At 52.7% G+C, this 20,443-nt stretch carries 19 protein-coding genes; 7 read left to right on the forward strand and 12 right to left on the reverse strand.

The window, feature by feature from the left end:
- Window positions 1–86 precede the first annotated feature (86 nt).
- A complete protein-coding gene (locus HRU87_RS05675; protein WP_173493951.1) occupies window positions 87–755 on the reverse strand; it encodes a response regulator transcription factor in 669 nt (222 codons plus the stop codon).
- On the reverse strand, window positions 752–1,894 hold the full coding sequence (locus HRU87_RS05680; protein ID WP_173493952.1) for a sensor histidine kinase: 1,143 nt from the start codon (window positions 1,892–1,894) through the stop codon (window positions 752–754). Before HRU87_RS05680 ends, HRU87_RS05675 begins: the two co-directional genes overlap by 4 nt.
- Window positions 1,895–2,057: 163 nt before the next feature.
- Here HRU87_RS05680 and HRU87_RS05685 point away from each other — a divergent pair, with 163 nt between their 5' ends.
- The 4 genes from HRU87_RS05685 (at window position 2,058) to HRU87_RS05700 (ending at window position 7,420) form a co-directional block, all read left to right on the forward strand.
- A complete protein-coding gene (locus HRU87_RS05685) occupies window positions 2,058–4,151 on the forward strand; it encodes an MMPL family transporter (RefSeq protein ID WP_173493953.1) in 2,094 nt (697 codons plus the stop codon).
- A 48-nt stretch (window positions 4,152–4,199) separates the two neighbouring features.
- Complete coding sequence (locus HRU87_RS05690) at window positions 4,200–4,628, forward strand: hypothetical protein (RefSeq protein WP_173493954.1); 429 nt, start codon at window positions 4,200–4,202, stop codon at window positions 4,626–4,628.
- 84 nt (window positions 4,629–4,712) lie between these two features.
- The gene (locus HRU87_RS05695; RefSeq protein WP_281359125.1) at window positions 4,713–6,170 is read left to right on the forward strand and encodes a DUF1800 family protein; all 1,458 of its coding nucleotides are present in this window, start codon (window positions 4,713–4,715) and stop codon (window positions 6,168–6,170) included.
- On the forward strand, window positions 6,167–7,420 hold the full coding sequence (locus HRU87_RS05700) for a DUF1501 domain-containing protein (protein WP_173493956.1): 1,254 nt from the start codon (window positions 6,167–6,169) through the stop codon (window positions 7,418–7,420). The genes HRU87_RS05695 and HRU87_RS05700 overlap by 4 nt, the downstream gene beginning before the upstream one ends.
- A 263-nt stretch (window positions 7,421–7,683) precedes the next feature.
- On the opposite strand, the gene HRU87_RS05705 is transcribed toward HRU87_RS05700, so the two are convergent.
- Entirely contained in the window at window positions 7,684–8,154 is a 471-nt protein-coding gene (locus HRU87_RS05705) for a DUF4188 domain-containing protein (protein ID WP_173493957.1), read from the reverse strand.
- A 17-nt stretch (window positions 8,155–8,171) separates the two neighbouring features.
- Window positions 8,172–8,648, reverse strand: coding sequence for a VOC family protein (locus HRU87_RS05710; RefSeq protein WP_173493958.1), 477 nt, complete (start codon window positions 8,646–8,648; stop codon window positions 8,172–8,174).
- A 122-nt stretch (window positions 8,649–8,770) separates the two neighbouring features.
- Between HRU87_RS05710 and HRU87_RS05715 the strand changes: the two genes are divergently transcribed.
- Together HRU87_RS05715 and HRU87_RS05720 are read left to right on the forward strand one after the other, a co-directional pair.
- Window positions 8,771–9,040 carry a hypothetical protein gene (locus HRU87_RS05715; RefSeq protein ID WP_173493959.1) on the forward strand — a complete coding sequence of 90 codons (270 nt, stop codon included), beginning with the start codon at window positions 8,771–8,773 and terminating at the stop codon, window positions 9,038–9,040.
- Window positions 9,028–9,441 (forward strand): type II toxin-antitoxin system VapC family toxin, encoded by a 414-nt coding sequence (locus HRU87_RS05720; protein WP_173493960.1) that lies wholly within the window; start codon window positions 9,028–9,030, stop codon window positions 9,439–9,441. Before HRU87_RS05715 ends, HRU87_RS05720 begins: the two co-directional genes overlap by 13 nt.
- A gap of 28 nt (window positions 9,442–9,469) precedes the next feature.
- Here HRU87_RS05720 and HRU87_RS05725 read toward each other — a convergent pair whose 3' ends face one another.
- From HRU87_RS05725 to HRU87_RS05760, 8 genes are all read right to left on the reverse strand, one after another.
- On the reverse strand, window positions 9,470–10,543 hold the full coding sequence (locus HRU87_RS05725; RefSeq protein ID WP_281359126.1) for a threonine aldolase family protein: 1,074 nt from the start codon (window positions 10,541–10,543) through the stop codon (window positions 9,470–9,472).
- Window positions 10,544–10,996, reverse strand: coding sequence for an Lrp/AsnC family transcriptional regulator (locus HRU87_RS05730; protein ID WP_173493961.1), 453 nt, complete (start codon window positions 10,994–10,996; stop codon window positions 10,544–10,546).
- Window positions 10,997–11,016: 20 nt separating this feature from the next.
- On the reverse strand, window positions 11,017–13,110 hold the full coding sequence (locus tag HRU87_RS05735) for a DUF6421 family protein (protein ID WP_173493962.1): 2,094 nt from the start codon (window positions 13,108–13,110) through the stop codon (window positions 11,017–11,019).
- 92 nt (window positions 13,111–13,202) lie between these two features.
- Window positions 13,203–15,851, reverse strand: a complete 2,649-nt coding sequence (locus HRU87_RS05740) for an MMPL family transporter (protein ID WP_173493963.1) — start codon at window positions 15,849–15,851, stop codon at window positions 13,203–13,205.
- Window positions 15,852–15,969: 118 nt separating this feature from the next.
- Entirely contained in the window at window positions 15,970–16,233 is a 264-nt protein-coding gene (locus HRU87_RS05745) for a PGPGW domain-containing protein (RefSeq protein ID WP_173493964.1), read from the reverse strand.
- A gap of 215 nt (window positions 16,234–16,448) precedes the next feature.
- Window positions 16,449–17,477, reverse strand: a complete 1,029-nt coding sequence (locus HRU87_RS05750; RefSeq protein WP_173493965.1) for a LacI family DNA-binding transcriptional regulator — start codon at window positions 17,475–17,477, stop codon at window positions 16,449–16,451.
- 36 nt (window positions 17,478–17,513) lie between these two features.
- Window positions 17,514–17,960, reverse strand: coding sequence for a flavodoxin domain-containing protein (locus tag HRU87_RS05755; protein WP_173493966.1), 447 nt, complete (start codon window positions 17,958–17,960; stop codon window positions 17,514–17,516).
- 4 nt (window positions 17,961–17,964) lie between these two features.
- A complete protein-coding gene (locus HRU87_RS05760) occupies window positions 17,965–19,074 on the reverse strand; it encodes an FAD-dependent oxidoreductase (RefSeq protein WP_173493967.1) in 1,110 nt (369 codons plus the stop codon).
- Window positions 19,075–19,164: 90 nt separating this feature from the next.
- On the opposite strand from HRU87_RS05760, the gene HRU87_RS05765 reads away from it, so the two are divergent.
- Window positions 19,165–20,442: a cytochrome P450 gene (locus HRU87_RS05765; RefSeq protein ID WP_173493968.1), complete on the forward strand. Its 1,278-nt coding sequence runs from the start codon at window positions 19,165–19,167 to the stop codon at window positions 20,440–20,442.
- Window position 20,443: the final 1 nt, after the last annotated feature.

Genomic DNA, 20,443 nt, shown 5'->3' on the forward strand with positions numbered 1-20,443 from the left:
GAGTTTTTGTTGGGTTGTGCCAGTGTTTGTGCAATTCGATGGAACTGTAAACCGCAATCGTTTTGGTTCCCAGAATCCAACCCGGGCTAATTCTCTCCAACCCTTACGACCCCAGTCTCATATGCTTCGATTACCAGCTGGTAGCGATCGTGGATATCCAACTTAATCATCAAATTCGATATGTGTGTTTTGACCGTGTGAGGGGAAATGAACAGGGCTTGTGCTATTTCATCATTACTCCTCCCAAGTCCCACCAGTCGCAGTATTTCAACCTCCCGCTGTGTCAAGTCATCAAGCCGATCTCCAACGGCTGAACTGTCCAAGTTTGGAATATTGCTCACGACCATCGAAATGAGTCTTCTGATGGATCCGGGTGAAAGCAGGTTGTCCCCGGCTGCAACCTTACGTATGGCATCCGCGATTTCTTTCCCGTCGCTGGCCTTGCTGAGAAAGCCGCTGGCCCCTGCCTTTAGGGACTTGAAAATGTACTCATCTTCCTCGAAAGTGGTGAGGATCAAGACTTTGGATTCTCCAAGACTCTTTTGAGCAAGCTGCTCGGTTGCCCAAATGCCGTCTCCGTTGGGCATCCTTATGTCCATCAAAATGACGTCTGGCCTAATCCTTTCGGCGACCTCCAGGGCTTTGGCTCCACTCTCGGCTTGCCCTATGACCTGAATGTCTGGCTCGAGGTCAAGAATGGACGCAAGCGCACTTCTCAGCAGTGGCTGGTCGTCAACTATCAGTACCTTAATCAATTTCGAGCCTCCGACCGGGTAGGCAAAACAGCGGAAAGTTCAAAAACTTGCTTTTGATTAGGTTCTGCGCTCAGACTACCGCCAACCAACTGCACCCTCTCTCGGAGGCCGACTAGCCCGAAGCCGGATTGAAGCATCGGGTCGCTCTCCTTCTTGACCACGTTGGTCATTTTGACTCGAAGCTGGTGATCGAGGTTTGTAATTGTCAGGTTAACTCGCCCATCCGCCGAATGCTTAGCGGCATTGGTTAGCCCCTCCTGAACGACCCGAAACGCGACCTTATCAATCTCGACGGGCAAATTATCTAGTCTCCCCAGTTGTTCAAAATTAACCGCCACTTGGGATTTCTCGTATTTACCGATGAGGCTAGAAAGCTCTTTCAGAGACTCAACGAAGTTCGTTTCTCCCCTGTGCCGAAGGGCCTTCATCAGATCAGCAATTTGCTCTAAAACCTGCTTGGCAGCCTGTCGGATAACAGACAGTGACTCGGCTGCTTGACTTGGATTTTGAATTGCTGCTCGCTCTGCCAATTCGGCCTGGAGTCTTATGACTGCAATCTCATGAGCTATCGTGTCGTGCAGGTCTCGTGCGATTTTTAGTCGCTCCTCTGCAACCGTTCGTTCAATCTGAGAAATGCGGTTTTGTTCAATTTGAAGCAAACGCGCTTGGGTTTCCATGAGAAGCTGTTGCCTCGATCGCGTTGCTTTGCCGGCTGCAAACGCAATTGCGGGTAGCGAAATAAATGCGATCGAGTAGGGATCATATAGGTCTACACCGTTGATTAAAGCAAAGGCTGAAAACAACACGACCGCTGCACCAGCAACCAGTGCCCAGCCGGTCTTTGTTTTCAGCTTGAGGGCAATTTGAAAAATAACAATTGAAACAGGCAGACCTAGAACTGGGCCATTGACCCCCAGGTTCATAAGAATCAACGTCTGAACAACCAAGACCGCAAGAACAGCCACTGGAAATCTATTCCGAAAAACCAAAACGACACTGGCTACCAAAGTCGTAACTATCAGCTCTGTTGTGACTTCCCACTGACCTCGACCTCTAAAGGGCGCAACGATTCCGAAAATCAGCAGCGCCAGAATTCCAAGCTCGGTCAAGGTCCGCTTTGAAAGCGAGTTTAGGTTCACGCTCCTATTGTTCACCTTCAAAACCTAAGACGCCTACCTCAGCTGTCTCATTCAAATATCCCCCAGCTGGAGTAGGGAAAATCGCCCGGTGCTCCGAGCCTGGCGCAAGAGGTGCTGCCCAAGAATGTCATTAGGCCACATACGCGAATTTCAGGGAGTAAGTGTGAACGCATTTTTCAAGTTCCAAACCGGTAAATGGACAGCACCGCTAACCGTCTTGATCGGAGCCGCGTTAGCGCTGATTGCGTTTGGCCCCCTTGCAGTTGAAGAGGACAACTCCTTTCCGTCCTCTGGCCTACCCGAGTCTGCCGAGTCCGTTCAGGCCGAAGAGATTCGCCAGCAACTCCCTCAATCCGGTGGCTCCCTAGCCTTAGTTGTCTACAGCTCTGATGAAGAGTTGACCTCTGAGCAGCTCAGCTGGATTCAGGGCACCCCAAACCCTCAAACCAAAACCATGGTTGGAGGGGCAAACGAGAAATTCCTAGCCTTCTCTAATCTAGAAATCCAGGGCCAGGTCGTAGTTCCCCCAGCCGAGATCAGCGAGGACGGTAAGGCGGCCCTGATATCCATCCCGCTGGATGCGGCGGAAGAGTTCCGCGAAACCACGGAGCGCATTGAATCCATGCGAGAACTCGCACCTCAGGGAATGCCGGAGGGATTGGAAGTTCACGTCACAGGACCGGAAGCTTTCAACAAAGACCTCGGCTCCATTTTTGAAGGTGCGAATGACACATTGATTACAACTACTGCGATTGTGGTTGCACTTCTTCTATTGATCACCTACCGCTCCCCGGTCCTTTGGATCATTCCCCTGGTAATTGTGGGAGTTGCGGATGGCGCGGGCGGGAATCTAGCCCGACAAGTAGCCGCAGCATTTGGCTACACTCCGGATGCATCCGTAGTCGGAATTCTGTCCGTCTTAGTTTTCGGTGCCGGAACAAACTATGCCCTACTCCTGATTTCCCGCTACCGCGAGGAGCTTCTTCTCCACGAGGACAGACGTGAAGCAATGAGAGCAGCAGTCCGAGGTGCGGGACCTGCAATTCTGGCCTCTGGCTCTACAGTTGCCGTTGCTGTTGGGCTTTTGATGCTGGCGGAACTTGAGGGTCGCCAAGTTCTCGGCCTAGTTTCCGCCGTGGGGATTGTCGTTGCCATGTTTGCAGGTCTGGTTATACTTCCGGCTGCCCTGGTAATGTTCCCGAGGCAAATTTTCTGGCCACTGATTCCAAAATTTGGCGCCGCCAACCCCTTCGAGAAGTCAATTTGGAGCAAGTTGGGCACCCAGGTATCAAAGCGCCCGGTAGCCATTTCCGCGATCGGAATCATTCTGCTCGGAACCTTGGCTAGCGGAGGCTTAGGAATCAAGACCGGCCTGAGCGCAACCGAAGTCTTCATGGAGAAGCCCGAGGCCGTTGTTGGCCAGGAGGTTCTCGCAGAGTCATTCTCTGCGGGTGCGGCTAACCCTACCCAGGTCATCGTTTCAACCTCGATTGTTGACTCCGCCACAGACGTTATTGCAGGCGTGGAAGGCGTTGACGAGATAACCAATGCGGGAGGTACTGCTGAGTACACCCAGCTGGACGTGGTTATAGATGCAGAACCAGAGTCCAATGCTGCCTACGACATCATTCGAGAACTTAGAGCCGCGCTCGATGGACTTAGTAATGAAGCAACAGCGCTGGTAGGTGGACAAGATGCCACCAGCATGGATAGTTCCGATGCTACGGCGCGCGATCAGGCCCTGCTGGTGCCGTTGATTCTTATGGCGGTGTTCCTGATTTTGATTCTCCTGCTGAGATCCTTGCTAACTCCAGTTCTGCTGCTGCTGGCGGTCGTGGGATCCTTTTTCTCTGCCGTGGGGGCCAGCTGGCTGGTATTCCAATACATCCTCGGGTTCCCCGCGTTGGAGCTCTCGGTATTCGTTATTGCGTTCTTGTTCTTGGTGGCCCTTGGCGTGGACTACAGCATCTTCCTCGTGACCAGGGCACAGGAAGAGGCGGTTGAGTTTGGAACCCGAGAGGGAATGCGTCGGGCATTGGGGGCGACCGGTGGGGTTATCACCTCAGCGGGAATCTTGCTCGCCGCAGTGTTCTCGGTTCTTGGAGTGCTGCCGCTGGTCTCGCTGGCCCAGATTGGAATCATCGTGTGTATCGGTGTGCTGCTTGACACCCTGCTGGTTCGCACGGTGCTTGTCCCAGCGATGGCATTCAAGCTTGGAGCAAAATTCTGGTGGCCAAGGAAGGAATTCGCTGACTAGGCATCGGTCCCAGATTTCTCAGCAATCAACCATAGGAGCGAACCAGAGATGGCTGCACGGATTATCGTCGCACTGGGTGCGCTTATCACCGCCGGTGGGATGCTGTTACCGATCCTCACGATCCCACTTGTGGGCCCGATCACCCTCTTCACCAACGGTCAACTAGCGGGCTACCTAGCTTTGGCCGTTACGTTTGTAACTCTCTTCACAGGAGCCAGTCGCTATGTACGATTCGCCTGGATTCCAGCCGTGCTAAGTGCCATAGTCCTAGGATTCTTCGGTCTGCAGGCAAGCAACCGTGCCAACGAAGCCATGGCGACCTTCAGGGAAAATTTAGAGAATTCTCCCTTTGGAGCGCTTGCGGGGGACTTCGTAGGCACAGTCGAATTTGACGAGGGCTGGGTTGTAATGGCTGTAGGCATAGTCATTTCTGCCGCTGGTTCGCTAGCTGCCAAGCGGCCCGCACCGCAGGACTGAAGGTTCCGCATCCCGAGGTTAAGACTCAACGAACTGTGCGGGCTGAGACTAGATTTCCAGCTGATCTCATAAGACTATTGAACTATGTCCAGTGAAGCCCTGACGACCCAAGAGGCCGTTTTGGCTTTGGGTCGCTTAACGTATGGCCCCACAGTGGAAACGCTAAAGCAGCTCACTGGGAAAAATCTCAGTCTTTGGCTCTCGGGTGAGCTGTCCGAAGTCAAACCTGAACAGCATCCTCTACTCAATGGCAAAACCGCATTTCTTACCCAGCGACTAAATTTGCAGCAAACGTTCCAGCATCCTAATTTCCGCCGCCAAACTCAGAACATCTCTGAGGAAGCAGCCGCCTTCACCACGATCAAGCGCTTTTACTCGACTAATCAGGTTCTGGAAACGTTGGTCGAGTTTATGTCTGACTATGTGCCGGTCCCCCTCTACAGTCCCGCTGACTGGGCAAGAGCTGACTACGACAAAGTGATTCGAAACAATGTCCTGGGCACATACCCGAAACTTTTGGCCCAACTCTCGCTTCACCCGGCGATGCTTTATTTTCTAAACGGACAGACCAACACAGCGGTTCAGCCGAACGAGAATTTCGGTCGAGAGCTGCTCGAGTTATTTTCCATCACACCCGAAGCGGGATACTCCGAAAAAGATGTCCTGAACGTTGCTCGGATGATGTCGGGGATAAGTTTCAGCCTGATTGATTTTCAGACCAGGGCCACGCCGAGCGAGCACTTCTTCGGTCGAATTTCCGTTCAGGGGTTCACTCACGCTAACGCTCGAACCTCAGACTCCAAAGTGATCTTAGGCAGAGCTCAGCAAATGATAAATCATTTGGCGAAACAGCCGGCAACGGCTGAGGCATTCAGCATTCGAATGGCCAGACGTTATCTAAATGATGACCCAAGCCCCGACCTGATTCAGGCAATGAAGTCAACCTACATAAAGACCTCGGGCAGCATTCCCGGGGTCTTAACCACCTTGGTCGCTCACCCTGATTTCCTCGCGACCCCGACTGTGAAGGTAAAGCGACCAGCAGAGCACCTCGCCTCAACTGTTAGAGCGTTGGGGCTCGAGATATCGGAAAACCTCCTTGAGGACAAATTCGAAAATGGTGTTCTGGTCATTGATGCGCTGAAACTGGTGCTGGCAATTCTGAACCAACAGGGGCACCTCCCCTTCGACTGGGACACCCCTGACGGATTCCCAGAACATGCTTCCGCCTGGTCGACTTTTGGAGGTCAGATTCAGCGCTGGAACATGTCCACCAAACTGTCCCAGCACAACCTGAAGAACATCTTCTCTGAGCCAGATTTGGACCGGGAGATCCTCGGGTACAGCACCATGGATGACTTGGTGACCCGCGTATCGCGGCGGCTGCTCTCTTCCCCTCTCAGGGCCTTCGACCAGAAAGAAATAGTTGGCCTGCTAACCAAAAACTTAAATAAGCAATTGCCCGATCAGCAGCTTCGTGAGCGCATGTCCCGGATGGCGTTCGCCCTTGTTATGGCGACGGAAGAATGGAACCTGAGATGACCACCCTTCACGGTTGCGAAGAATTCAGAACCCTTACGAAAGAGCTGGATAGACGAAGTTTCATCAAGAGCGTTATGGCCGTTGGCGGTGGATTGGTAATCACTGCCGACCCTGGTATGACCTATTCATTGGCTGCTCAGGGCGATGCGGCTGGGCTGGTCATAACAGTGACCATGCGTGGCGGGATGGATGGCCTCATGGCTGTTCCGCTTTTGGGTTCCAGCCTCCTGAGCAGCTATCGACCCCAAACATCGCTGAACGACTCAGAGCAACACAGCCTTGACGGCACCTTCGGCCTTCACAAGAACCTGGGCGGCTTCAAGGAGCTCTTTGACGCAAAGGAACTAGCGGTAATCCACGCTGTTGGAACGCCGTTAGGAACCAGATCCCACTTCGATGACCAGCGAGCTGTCGAATTTGCAGCCTACGAATCAGGTCCTACTCAAGAGGGATGGCAAACCAGATTTCTCAAGGCTGCTGGCCACACTGAAATTCTCTCGGGTTTTTCTGGATCGCGAATTCTCCCCACGGCATTTAGCGGCTCACACCAGTCGGTGGCCTTCCAGGCGGTTTCAGACATCCAACTGACAGCAGTGGGGCGGTCTAAGCAGGAATACGTGAATCTGCTGGAAAAACTTCATGAGGGTAGACGTTCGGTTTGGTCCTCGAGTGCAAGAACATCCATCGAAGCATCAACCAGGCTGTCGAACCTAAGTGAGCAAAGTTCGGTTTCCTACCCAAACGACGCCTTTAGCGCCAGACTCAAGTTATTGGCGGCTTTGCTGCGATCTGGGACCCCCATCAAGACAGCAAACATCGAATTCCAGGGTGATCTTGACGTTCATGACGATGCGGGTATTCGAGATGGTGTGATGGCAGACAACTTCAAGCGTCTGAATGATGGAATCATGGCCTTCCGAAAAGACATCGGGGATTTTTGGAGTCGAACAGCGTTGGTAACGGTGACGGAATTTGGCCGCCGGCTGTCTGAAAACGCATCTGCGGGCCTTGACCATGGATGGGCCAGCGCAATGTTTGTGATGGGCGGCAATGTTCGAGGCGGACAAGTGATAGCAAAGTGGCCAGGAATTGAGTCTTCGGACCTTGTAAATGGTGACCTCAGGGTTACCACCGACTACCGAGATGTTCTGGCGAGTGTCCTGCGAGGGGCGGGAGGAATGTCAACGGAAGGCCTCAGGGCAGTGTTCCCGAATTTCTCAGCTAGCGCCCTAAACCTCTTCAAAGGGTAACTTCGGCTTCAGTCAGCTTGGTTAGACAAGCCCATGCGACCAGTTTCGACGGGCAGCGAGCTCTGTGGATAATTCGGTCAAGAGACCCCGAACGTCATCTCCGGTAGTTTCCCAAGAACACATCCAGCGAACCTGGCCGGTCTGCTGATTCCAAACGAAGAAGAATTGGACGTGACATCCCCTGCATTCCGCAGAAGTACAACAGGTAGGGGCTGTTCGAATCCCCCATTCTCCGCCAGTTCGCCACCTAGTGACGAACAGCACTAGCGCTTCAAGCGCTTTTCGGCATTGTTGAGTTTTGAAACAACCGGTTTGAGTTGGAACGCTTTGCCTAAACCAAAATTTGGCATGTCGACATAGATGTTTTCTTGCAATTTTGGACCTGACAAATAGGTCTCATGCCAGATGCCAACAGCCGAGGACTCTTGAATCTTTGTATTGAACTGCTTCCAGGCTGGCAAGTGCTCTGAATTTGAGGCCTTGGCATATTGCATAAGCTTTTCCGGACTCTCCCAATACTGCAAAAGAATCACGGTTCTTGAGAACCACATTTGATATGACAGAAACCCTAGGTCTCGATTGATGTGAAGTTCCCTGAGCATCTTGGGCATCGCATTGAAAACGGGAAGCCACTTATGAATCGCCCAAAGTTTATTGATTCGCATTCCGATCAGAAAAACAACGAATTCCGTATCAGGCTGGGCCGTAAACCTGCCATTGTTGACCTTGGCCATTTCTAACTTCCTTCCAGTTATGTGCCCAGATAAGCATCGTGCATTAGCTTCAAATCGATCTTTCTCATCTTCAGCATCGCCTGAGTAGCTCGCTGAGAACCGGCGAGATCTGGGCCGTTTAGGTAGTTAAGCATCTGGGGTGAGGTGACCTGCCAAGAAACTCCAAACTTGTCCTTGAGCCAGCCGCATTGACTCTCTTGCCCACCGTCTGCGGTCAGCAAGTCCCAGTATTTGTCAATCTCAGCCTGGTCGCTGCAAGGAATTTGGAATGAGGTGGCCTCGGTGTGGGGAAATTGGGGACCACCATTGAGGGCAATGAATGGTTTGCCGAAGATCTTGAAATTCACGACAACTTCTTCACCCTTTTTGTTGCCTGGGGTGTCCAATGGAGCAAGCCAGTTATCCTCGAGCGAACTCTTGGGAAAGATGCTGGTGTAGAAAACTGCGGCCTCCCGAGCATTGCCATTGAACCAAAGACAAGTAATCAGATCCATGCTCTGACTATAGCCTCCGAGGTTCGAATCCCCCATTCTCCGCCACTTCAATCTGAAGCCCAAAGGGCTCGAGTGCAAACCCCATAGTGTTGCACTTAATAGATAGGTGTTACACTCTCACTATGCCAACCACACGACCTCGCCACATGATCACCGAGACCAATCAGGTTGCGGGGGCAATTTCGAATGCTGCGGAGATTTGGCCAGAACTTGCCTCAGATCGAAGCGCGCTGTTGAGGAAGATCATCGAGGTTGGGATTCAAGAGATTGACTCCAAGGTTTCTCGAGCGAGGGCAAAACGCCTGCAGAACATCGGCAGCGTCGCAGGCGGACTTAGCGGAGTCTGGCCAAAGAATTGGCGAGAAGATCTTGGTTCTGAATGGCCGGCATAGCGATCTTTGACGCCTCTGCGCTCATTGCTCTCTTTTCCGAAAGTGACACTCACCACGCCTGGGCCCTTGAGGCCTTCAGGCAGACGGTGGAATACGACTACCAAATATCTGCCTTGACCCTGGCTGAAGTCTTAGTTCACCCAACCAAACTCGGAGTTGAAAAAAGGGTCATGGATAACATCCAAAGTCTTGGGATGGCAGTCATGCCTCTGCCTTCAGAATCGGCCGCTCCGTTGGCGAAGCTCAGAGTGCAATCGGGCCTAAAGATGCCTGATGTTGTGGTTTTGAACCAGGCCCTTGCGGTCGGAGCTTCGATCGTCACGGCGGACCAAACTCTCGCGAGCTGCTCGAAAAGCATGGCAATTGAAGTCTTCGCTCCTATGCCAAACACAAAAGATTGATCAACATAGGTCGGGGAAAGAGACCTATCTAGAGCCCCAGCTCTCCAGCCAGAGCAGCCAACAGGCCCCGAACATCGTCCTCTGTGGTGTCCCAGGAGCACATCCAGCGAACCTGTCCGGTCTGCTGATTCCAAACGTAAAAGCGATATTTCTGCTGGAGCGCCAGGGTGATCTCCTCCGGCAGGGTCGGGAAAACCGCATTTGCCTCCGCAGGGTTATCAACGCTGACCAAATTGCTCTTTTGTGCTAGATCCACTACCCCCTGGTAAAGCAGCTGTGCCATGCGGTTGGCATGCTGACCATTGCTGATGGCTAGCCCTGCACCATTTTCAAAAAGCGCCACCAGCTGTGCAGACATAAAGCGCATCTTCGAGGCAAGCTGCATTGAGGTTTTGCGAAGGTAGGGCATGGCATCGGCGAGCGCCGAGCCAATTTCTGAGGAAGAGTCGGTAACGATGACCGCCTCCGCGGCCATAGCGCCGATCTTGGTTCCGCCTAGGGAGACTAAATCAACCCCGGCATCGGTGGTGAAGGTCCGGAAGGACTCCCCCAACGCCGCCGCGGCATTTGAGATGCGGGCTCCGTCTAGGTGAAGTAGCAACCCGTTCTCGTGGGCGAAGTCAGCCAGCTGGCGAATTTCCTCAACCTGATAGAGGGTTCCCATCTCGGTGGTCTGGGTGATGCTGATTACGCCGGGTTGAGCGCGGTGGACCACACCCATGTCAAATATTTGGCTTTTGGCCTGCTCCACGGTCAGCTTTCCGTCGTCAGATGGCACGGTCCAAAGTTTCAAGCCGGCCATCTTCTCTGGAGCACCCCCCTCATCAACGTGAATGTGAGCACTTGAAGCGCAAATCACACTCTCCCAACGGTTGGTGGCAGCCTGCAGGGCCACAACATTCGCACCGGTGCCGTTGAAGATTGGGAACCCGACGGAGTTTTCTCCGAAAAGCTCCTTCACCACCTCATCAAAGCGAGCGGAAACCGAATCCTCGCCGTAGGCAACCTCGTGACCGTGGTTTACCTTGACTATTGCGTCCATGACTCTGGGGTGAACGCCGGCGTAGTTATCGCTGGCAAAGCCTCTTGGGTTGCTGTCCAATTAGTTCTCCTTGGGGATTTGAGCCTGGCGGCTTTCGAAGGCGGTCGAGAGAATCACACTCGTTCTTGTGGAGACATTCGCCTCGAAGCGAATTCTGGCTAGCAGGTTTTCAAGATCTGCGGGCTCAGAGACGGCCACCTTGATTATGTAGGACTCGGTCCCCGCTACCGACCAGCAGCTCTCTATCTCACCGATTGGACGAATCCGCTCAACCACATCATCTGGCCGAGCTGGGTCAATCGGAGTAAGCGAAACCAGAGCGTGCAGCGACAGCCCTACCGAGCGCTGATCAATTTGAGCCCGGTACCCGGTTATGACGCCTTTGGCCTCTAAGCGCTTGATGCGCTGATGCACAGTTGAGGCGGGAGTTTCTAGGGCAGCTGCAAGCTCACTGATAGGTGCGCTGGAGTCCTCTGAGAGAAGTTCAACTAGGCGCTGATCAAGAGATTCCATGGCCAAAAGTATCCCACCCGCTAGGCGGTGATTCCCCTGGTGGATGCAATCACATCGGAGAGTTTTCGATTTAGGGTCTCATAAAACACGTTTAGCGGAAATTCATCATCCAGCACGAGATTCACCAGTGACTTCAGCTCGGCATCGGCCGGAAGAGCGTCAAACCCCTTAGCCCAGTTCGAACCTGGATGCGGTGGGACCAGCCCGGAGACAAACTCATAGGCTGCGATCCACTGGTTCATACGCGAGCGATTGATTCCCTCGTGGTACAGGTTCTCAACCTGCTCGCAAAGGTTGACGATTTCTTGAGTTACCCTGTCCCAATCAAAAGTCAGTCGGTTGTCAGTCCAGTGCAAAGCTCCGGTTTTGTGCAGGTGAGCGAAGATAATTTGACCACCGAGTCCGTCGTAATTTCTAACCCGATCCCCGGTGATCGGAAAGCGGAAGAGGCGATCGAACAAAATGGCATACTGCATGTATTTCGCCAGCCGGTCACCCTGCTCCTGCAGCACCAGAGATTCCCGGAAGGTCGATAGGTCGCAGCGAAGTTCCTCAAGGGCATACATCCAAAATGGCATGCGCTGTTTGATCATGAACGGGTCAAAAGGCAGGTCTCCCCTTGAGTGGGTTCGATCGTGAATCAAATCCCAGAGCACAAAGGTCTCCTGCGCGAGCAGCTGATCGCTGATCAACCGCTCCGCATCAGCGGGAAGTGGTAGATGCAGCAACTGCTTGGCTGACTGGCAAACTCGGCGGAATCGCGCGGCTTCCCGGTCGCAGAATATTCCTCCCCAGAAGTACGTCGACACTTCGCGCACCGCAACTGTCTCGGGGAAAAACACCGCCGAATTCGTGTCGTACCCCTTGGTGAAAGCCACAAATTCAATCGGTATGAAAGCGGGGTTGTTGTACTTGACTTCCTTTTCTGCCAGCCAATCTGGCCAAAAGGTTCGAGTGATTACCGCCTCGAGATTGCGGTTTGGATTCCCGTTTTGCGTGTACATGGCGAATACCGCAAGGTGCTCAATTTGGTGCTGTCGCCTCAGATCTGGGCGAAAGTGCTCGAGCGATTGGAAAAAGTCTGGGACCGAATAACCGGAGTCGGCCCAGGCCCGCAAATCACGTTCCAGTGCCACGAAGTAGTCTGACTGGTGCGGGAATCTCGGGGCCAAAGCCTTGATAGCTGCCATCAACTCTTCCAGCCGCTGGTCTACCTCAGCCTTGGAGATGAGGCTCAAATCGATTGAACCGTCCTTTTGCTGCACTGGGCGAAATTTCTCCACGGTGATTGCGAGATTTTGCCATGCTGGGTCGCCGCTTGCCCAGTTGGCAGGGCTATCGGCGAGGGCGTTGGCAGCCACTTTTGCATTTGACAACCAACCCGCCAGGTTCAGCCAAAGCTGGGCATTGTCGCAATCCTCAATCGAATCATCCCCAAAAAGATCGGAATCAGCCAGCACCACCACCCGACCAAGTCCGAAGGACACCGCGACACCGAGCGGAGCATTGGCTGGAAGAGCGCTTTCGCTTGAGCGCATGAAAACTTCACCCGCGGCCATTGGTTCGAGAGCTAAGGTTCCGGCTCGGTAAAGGCAAACCGACTCAACGCGAAAACCAAAATCAGAAATGGTGTTTTTAGAGAATTGACCCAGCACCCAGGTCGGAACCTCGGAGTAGCAGTTTTCGGGATCCTGGACGGTAGCGTTTTGGATACTGATGCCAAATCTCATCGCAAGCTCAGCAAGATTGTTGCCGTACTTGGGCTGTTCGGTCTCGGCCAGAATTAGAAGTGAACCGCCAGAGCGAACAAAATCCTCAATGGCCGAAAGTTCCGCCTGGCTGAGCTTCTCTGAACCAGCGCCGATGGTCCTTTCCCACTCCGCTGAGGAGCAGTGGGGAATTACCAAGACATCGGTATGGCTCAAGACTTGCGGGCTGAACTCACCCGATTCAAAAAGTGAAACATCAAACTCTGCCGACTGAGCCAATTGCGCCATTTTGGCGTAGCTGGCGTCAGATGGATTCGCCGGGTTCATGGCCTTGGCTAGTTCGGGATTGACGGCCCAAGCCTGGTTGTGAGCCTGATCGATGAGAATTCTTGATGAGTTCTGCACTGTGTCGTCCAATCCAAAATAAATTTCTTTATTTTGATTAGATTACGAGTTATTTATGAGTAATTGCGTGTTAGCTCATAATTTTTCATAACTTACGACTTTGGTAGCTCGGCCTTGCGCTCCAGCGAGCTCCCCTCAACATCGACGTTCGGCAGGATTTTGTCCAGCCACTTTGGAATCCACCAGGCCTTGTCACCAACCAGAGACATAATTGCCGGCACCAGAATCAACCGAACCAGGAAGGCGTCAACCAAAACGCCGAAGGCCAAGCCAAAACCAATTGGGCGGACCAGCGTCAGGTGGTTGAAGGCAAAGCCCCCAAAGACCGTGATCATGATCAGTGCCGCCGCAATTACGACCGATCTGGAGAGGTGAACGCCGAAGTTGATTGCATCAATCGGTGATTTTCCGTGAACATAGGCTTCGCGGATTCCAGAAGCCAAAAACAGCTGATAGTCCATCGCAAGACCAAACAGGATTCCGATCAGAATCGTAGGCAAGAAGTTCAGGATTGGTCCGGGGCTGTGAACACCGAAGAGTGCTCCTAACCAACCCCACTGATAAACCGCAACCACGGCACCGAAGGTTGCAAAGACAGTCAGCAGGAATCCTGCAGTTGCCAAAAGCGGAACCAGAATTGAGCGGAACACCAGAATCAAAAGCAGCAGTGACAGCAGCAGCACGGTACCCAAGTAGAGCGGCAGCGCTTCCGAGAGTTTGTCCGAGATGTCGATGTTGGTGGCGGTAATGCCGGTAACACCCAGCTCGCCATCAAACTCGGAACGAATCTCCTCCGAGAGGCCTCGAACATCGAAGATCAATTCCTCAGTCTCAAGGGTTGCCGGACCAGTAACCGGAACAATCTGGAATAGGAATGTCTTGCTGTCATCCGATACGGCAGCCGGAAGAACTGCAGAGACATTTTCCAGAGCAAAGAACCTTTCGGCCAAATCTGCCTGCAGCTGGGCCTGATCGTCTTCAGAAACCGCCGAAGGCAAAGTAACAACGGCAGAAACCTGGCCATTGGCGCCAGCACCGAAGTTTTCGCTGACTAGCGTGTAGGCGCGGTAGGTGGTGGAGTCGGTAGGTTCAGAACCACCGTCGGGCAACCCCAAGCGCATCTCACCGGCTGGAATTGCCAGCACTGCCAATAGCGCACCGACACCCAACACAGCCAAGACCGGGTGCTTGGTTGCTAGCACTGGGCGGAGGGCATTCTTCGGTTCCGAAGCAGCCTCACGCTCAGCCTGTGAGGCCAATGACTTCCGCTCCTTGGAGCTCAGCACCCGAAGCCCAACAACTGACAACAGCGCCGGGGTGAAAGTCAGGGCAATCAAAACAGCCAGGGCGATGGCCAGAGCACCCATGGTTCCCATGAGACCCAAGAAACCGATACCGGTCAGGTTCAGAGCCGCCAGGGCAATGATTACGGTGAGACCCGCGAAGGTCACAGCATTGCCGGAGGTGCCGGTGGCAAGACCAATTGACTCACGGATCTCCATACCGGTTCTAAGTTGCTTGCGGTGCCGGTTGATCAAGAACAGGCTGTAGTCGATTCCAACCGCAAGCCCCAGCATCACACCCAGAATTGGAGTGGTAGAGGTCATTTCAATTGTCCCGGAGAGCGCCATCGTGATGGAGGCAGAGATGCCCACTCCGAGAATCGCTGAAAGCACTGGGAGTCCAGCCGCAATCAGCGTCCCGAGCATCACGAACAGCACAATTGCAGCGGTCACCAAACCGATGATTTCGCCCGGACCCAATAGTTCTGAGAACGAAGTGGTCAGCGACTGGGAAAACTCAACAGCTATCTCGTCGCTTCGCAATTCGCTCAAAAGCTCGACAACGCCATCGGTGGTGACATCTGAAACGTCATTCACCGGGACCGAGAACTGCACGGTCGCAACTGCGGTTATGCCGTTTGCTGAGACCGTTCCAAAGTTTTCGGTGACCACCATTAGTCGCTGCCCAACCTCCAACTGCTTTTCACCATCCGCGACTTCAACCCGCGCCTGTTCCAGCTCAGACTGGGCAGTCTCGAGTTCAATTCGACCCTCGGCAATTTGCTGCCTGCCAGCCTCAATTGCCTGTTCGCCTGCTTCAATCTGAGCCAGTCCTCCCAGCACCTGCTGCTGGTTGGCCTCAAGCGGAGCAATCATTGTGACTGGAGCCCCACCAGCCTCAAGCTGCAGCAAGCCAGCTTCGATGGACTCCAGGTTTTGCTCCAGGGCGTTTCGCTGGTCGGCGAGCTGATCGGCCTGCTCCTCTAACTCGGCCAACGAGTCCTCTAGCTTCGCTAAACCATCGTCAATCTGCTTTTGGCCATCTGCCAAATCAAGTTTTGCCTGGGCCAACTCGGCCTCAGCATCGGCCAGCTCCTGGCGCTGGTCAGAAATTTCTCTGGCAACCTCAAATGGGTTCAGCACTTCAGCCACACCTTCGACGGCTGCCGCCTCCTCAAGAGCTTCCGTTATCATCTGCTTCTCGGGTTCGGTGAATTCGCCGCTCGCCTTGTGGAAGACCACCTGACCCTGACCTCTAGCGGCCTCTGGGAAGCTGTCCTGCAATCTGTCGATCACATCCTGAGCTGGTATGCCGTCAATTGACATGGACGAGGAGAGCTTGCCGGCGAAGCTGACCATGAGACCAACCGTGATTGCCAGCAGAATCAGCCAAGCAGAAATTACCGTCCACGCTTTGCGAGCTGAAAAAAGACCGAGTTTGTAGAGAAGATTTGCCAAAGTGAATCCAAATTCGTCGTGAGCACCTGAACGATGCCTCAGGGTTCAACACCAAAACATCGGACAATTCATCCCGAGCCAAGGAAATTCTCAGTATTGAATGGGTGAAGCCTAGAAGCTAGTCGCCCTTGCGCCGCCTGAACAGTTGCTTCAGCTTTGCAACGAGAATCTCTAGGCCCTGCAGGCCCTGCTTGTTGAGCTGTCTCGCCCACTCAATCTCGAGAGCCAGAATTGAAAGCCCAAAGAAAATAAACAGCAGTCCCGGGCCCGGCGTCACCATCATGATCAATCCCATAATTAGCAAAATGAAACCGATGACCATGGTTAGGACCCAGCGCAGCGGGTGGGGCAGCTTGGCAAGAATGTTCTTTAACCTGTCCATAGCTGCTCCTCACAAGGGTCACTCAAGTATGTCACTGGGTTACGAGTTCCCCCTGAAATGCCAATGCTCTCGTTCAAATAACAACAGGGACCCAACCAGTCCCAAATCGAATCCCAGTAAACTGGCGTCTCTGCAGCGGCATGCTAAATGCATTCTCGTGAAAAGTTTTTCCCAGGTTCGAGTAATCAAGGTTGGCGACTTTTTGAAATGATTTGCTAACCTTGCGATGTTCTTGGAGACCTTGTGCTTGACCTTACGACTAATTTGGCACTCGTTAGATAAATTTTGCGACTCGAAATGTTTCCCGCAATCCGCTCCGCCAGGTCCTTAACAGCGGCTTGAGCGAGTTCATCCGCGTCTTGGTGAACCGTCGTGAAATCCAAAAATGGCAAACTGGCGACAGTGTCGTCGTATCCGACTATAGAAACGTCGTCTGGCACTTTGATGCCGGCCTGTTGTAACTTGTATGCAAGTCCAAGCGCCACTTGGTCATTTGAACAAACGATTGCGGTTGGGAGGCCCCCTTGACCTATGAACAGTTTGGCTGCCTCAGCTCCAGCCGACTCGATGTAATCGCCAGACATGGTCACAACCCTGGTCATCAATTTCCTGTCACGAATCGCGTCCAGATACCCCTGGAGCCGAAACTCATGGTCAAGCATTTCCGAAGTGTCCACGTAGGCAATCGTTTGGTGCCCGATGGAAGCTAGGTACTGAACCGCGTCATAGACGCCTCTTTCGCCCTCCGAGGAAACGACGCCACAGTTCACCCCTTCGATTCTTCGACTGAGACTAACGATTGGAAGTGCCTTGGAAATTTGCTTTATGTGGGCAACGGACAACGTGCTAGAAATCAAGATAGCCCCATCACAACGATGCCCAATTATTTCGTTCAAAGCCTCTTGATCCGAGCGCCGGCTTGAAATAGCGCTAAGGATTACCTTGAAACCGTGGGCCTCGGCGGCTTTATAGATAGCTGGGAGTAGCTCCTCTGATGAGCTGTGAGATGTGTGATATGCCACGCCAATGTACTTGGATCCCTCCCGGCGCAGGGCTTGGGCTGCCAGATTCGGTTGATATCCAATTTCCTCGGCCGCAGAGAAGATTTTTGTCGCCGTCTCCGCACTTACGCCAGGAGCATTTCGAAAGGCAAGGCCGACCAACTGCCTAGATACCCCAATGTGCGCGGCAACATCGGCCATCGTTGCATGGCGCTGCTCTCTGTTCATTCGCTTCTTAGGCACCTGGATATCCTAGGTTGCCTAAGGCAAACTTGACCTTTACTGGCCTAGCTCCAGAATTCTTCGGGTCCACTCAACGGCCGCAACATTTGGAAGCGTTCCAGTGTGGGCATCGTGACGTCCGTACTCACCAACCCTCACGGCACCAAGGGCGGTGAGTTTCTTGTCGATGTGCTCGCTACCGCGACTGTAATTTGCGTAACTACTGTCCCCAAGACCAAACATCGCGTACTGAATCCCCTTCATGTCTGGAAGAACTGAATCGAGAGCTTGAAGAAATGGCACTGCTCCGCTTGGGAGGTCACCCTCCCCGTGGGTCGAGCAGATTATCATGTAAAAATTGTGGGCCGAGAAGTCGTTCACGTCGAAGTCGGTCATGTCGATCACCTCCACTTCACAATGTGAAATCTCCAATGCCATGTCTTCAGCTGCAAATTCGGCGTTTCCCGATTCCGTTCCAAACAGGATGACAATTTTTTTGTTCATGGTTTCACATTTCCCTTTTTTCAAATGAGAGGCTAAGGTCTCGAACTACTCGGTCGCTAACTAGTCTGGCATCGGCTCGATTAGCCGGAATTGTGCCGTTGGGGCCCCGTTTGAACCAGCCAACACAATACAGACCGTCAGCTAAGTAACCCTCGGCTGAATCCGGTGCATGGGCTAGCAACTCCGACCTTCGAAAACTGGGGCTTAGATCCTCAACGAATCCAATAGCGCTGTAAACCGTATCGGTTTCGAGCTTGAGCTTGCCCGAACCGTTTGTTTTGGTGAATTCAATAAATTCAACAGAGGTGTCCCCGCCAATGCGGATAGGGGCCCATCCAAAGTGGAACCTGACCTCCCGCGAGGCGCTGGGATCTGAGCTTCGGACGAGGCTAGAAATTGCTTCGATACGTCTATCAGTCTCCGAGCTGTCATTGAAAATTTCGTCAGCATCAGACGAGAAACGAACATCTGGCAATCTCTGCAGCTCATTAATCATTGCAACATCAAACTTGGCTTCTGCCGCTTGAGATCTGCCGACCACATGGATTTCACTCAACTGCTTGCCCGACAAAGTTTCGGCAACATCTTTGGGAACGCCAAATTTAACCAATGCTGCTGCTCCCAAAAGGCTCAATCGAATTAAGTCAACAGCAACATTTCCATGGCCAACAATGACAATTTTTTGGCCAACTTTAATCCCGTCAAGATCCATCTCTGGATGTGAATTGAACAATTTCGTGACTCGGCCAGATCCGAAGACTCCGGGGAGGGCTTCGCCCGGTATGTCCAGTGGACGGTCTTGACTCAATCCAACTGCTAGGACTACGACGTCAAACTGCTGACGAAGTGCGTCCAGTGACAGGTCTTTTCCAATCTCGATGGCACCGACAAAATTCACACGGTCTCGTTCAAACAACTTCTCGAATTGAGAGGCTAAAGCCTTGGTCCCGAGGTGGTCGGGAGCTACCCCATACCTGAGTAATCCAAAAGGTTGGTTGAGACGATCAAACATAGTAATTTGGGAGTCTGGAAATGCCTTCCTTAGGAACTGAGCCGTGTAACAGCCAGAAGGTCCGCTACCAACGATGGCAAACTTAGGGCTCGAAACAATCAAGGGCCAACTTGCTTTCTATCTGATAGTTATTTCGACAAGACTAGCACGTGCTAGTCTTAAATCAATTCCACTTTGAGAGGATGTGCCTTGATGGAGACCGAGTTCCATTCCGCCACAATTGAAGCCCCGACGATCCAGCAACCGGCCGGGGCCAACCTTTTTTATGACCCTCTCTCGTACGCAATCTATGATCACCCTTATGACGTTTACAAGCAGCTTAGGGACAATGCTCCGGTCTATTTCAGCCCTCGTCTAGGTGTTTATGTGCTTTCTCGATACGCCGACGTTCAGGCGGCCTTCAAGAACCACGAGCAAATGATTAGCGCTCTTGGAAATGACATCGATGGCACGCATGACTCATACGGCAAGGGAAATCTTGTGGCGCAGGATCCGCCCCGTCACACGGCACTTCGACAATCCATTCGAAGAGTTTTTGCACTCAAAGAGATTTTGGCTAAAGAGGACGGAATCAGAGGTATAGCAAGAGAACTCATCAGGGACATGAGGAGTGCTGGAGGCGGGGATTTCGCTACCGAATACGCACTGCCTTTCGCATTCGCAATCTCGACTCGTCTAATTGGACTTCCTGGAGCTAAGAATGACATAACTTGGCTAATCGATCACTTGTCTCGCTCCATGGAGAGAACGGTTGGGGAATTCGGGGTTCCCGAAGACGCCGCTAAATCAAATGCTGAGGCCGAGGATCTAATTCATGAAGTTGTGCAAAAGAGATTTGAACAGCTTGCGGCGGGAGCGGACCCGAATGTTTCAGATGTCATAACGCAAGTCTCCACCGCTCTCCAGAGGGGTAAAGTCGATGCAGACGAAGTTGTCGGCCTGACTCACCTTGTCTATTCAGCCTCTACTGATGCTCCTTCAGCTCTGTTGACAAACTGCGTTGCAGTGTTGGATAAGTTTCCTCAACTGCAAGTTTTCTTGCGAGAGCACCCAGAGATGATCACCAATTTCATCGAGGAAGTACTGAGATACGACACCCCTGGTCAAAACGTTTCCAGACAGACAACGGTAGAACTGACTTTCTCGGGAGTTGCTATTCCCGCGAACTCAAGAGTCATGCTTCTGCAGGGATCGGCTAACCGGGATGAGAGAGTGTTTGAGAATCCAGATCTGTTTGATGTGACCAGAGATTTCACTAAAACGCCAAAGATTGCCTCTTTCGGAGACGGGATACATGCCTGCATGGGAGCTCCACTCGCTCGCTTGATGGCGAGAATAACTGTTGAAGTCTTGTTAGAACAACCAGATGAAATTCGAATCGTGGGCTTCCCTGAACGCTGGGTCAAGCAATTAGTTCGAGGTTTCTCCAAACTGCCAATTAAGTTCGTATCCCCAGGTACCAAGTTCTAGC

This window comes from Aquiluna borgnonia (genome assembly GCF_013283855.1).
Taxonomy (GTDB): Bacteria; Actinomycetota; Actinomycetes; order Actinomycetales; family Microbacteriaceae; genus Aquiluna; species Aquiluna borgnonia.

Bases quoted from the DNA above. Each gene is read 5' to 3' on its own strand.
- HRU87_RS05745 (WP_173493964.1), bottom strand. From the start codon at position 16,233: ATGGACAGGTTAAAGAACATTCTTGCCAAGCTGCCCCACCCGCTGCGC.
- HRU87_RS05720 (WP_173493960.1), top strand. From the start codon at position 9,028: ATGGCCGGCATAGCGATCTTTGACGCCTCTGCGCTCATTGCTCTCTTT.
- HRU87_RS05690 (WP_173493954.1), top strand. From the start codon at position 4,200: ATGGCTGCACGGATTATCGTCGCACTGGGTGCGCTTATCACCGCCGGT.
- HRU87_RS05710 (WP_173493958.1), bottom strand. From the start codon at position 8,648: ATGGATCTGATTACTTGTCTTTGGTTCAATGGCAATGCTCGGGAGGCC.
- HRU87_RS05730 (WP_173493961.1), bottom strand. From the start codon at position 10,996: ATGGAATCTCTTGATCAGCGCCTAGTTGAACTTCTCTCAGAGGACTCC.
- HRU87_RS05755 (WP_173493966.1), bottom strand. From the start codon at position 17,960: ATGAACAAAAAAATTGTCATCCTGTTTGGAACGGAATCGGGAAACGCC.
- HRU87_RS05765 (WP_173493968.1), top strand. From the start codon at position 19,165: ATGGAGACCGAGTTCCATTCCGCCACAATTGAAGCCCCGACGATCCAG.
- HRU87_RS05700 (WP_173493956.1), top strand. From the start codon at position 6,167: ATGACCACCCTTCACGGTTGCGAAGAATTCAGAACCCTTACGAAAGAG.
- HRU87_RS05715 (WP_173493959.1), top strand. From the start codon at position 8,771: ATGCCAACCACACGACCTCGCCACATGATCACCGAGACCAATCAGGTT.
- HRU87_RS05705 (WP_173493957.1), bottom strand. From the start codon at position 8,154: ATGGCCAAGGTCAACAATGGCAGGTTTACGGCCCAGCCTGATACGGAA.
- HRU87_RS05695 (WP_281359125.1), top strand. From the start codon at position 4,713: ATGTCCAGTGAAGCCCTGACGACCCAAGAGGCCGTTTTGGCTTTGGGT.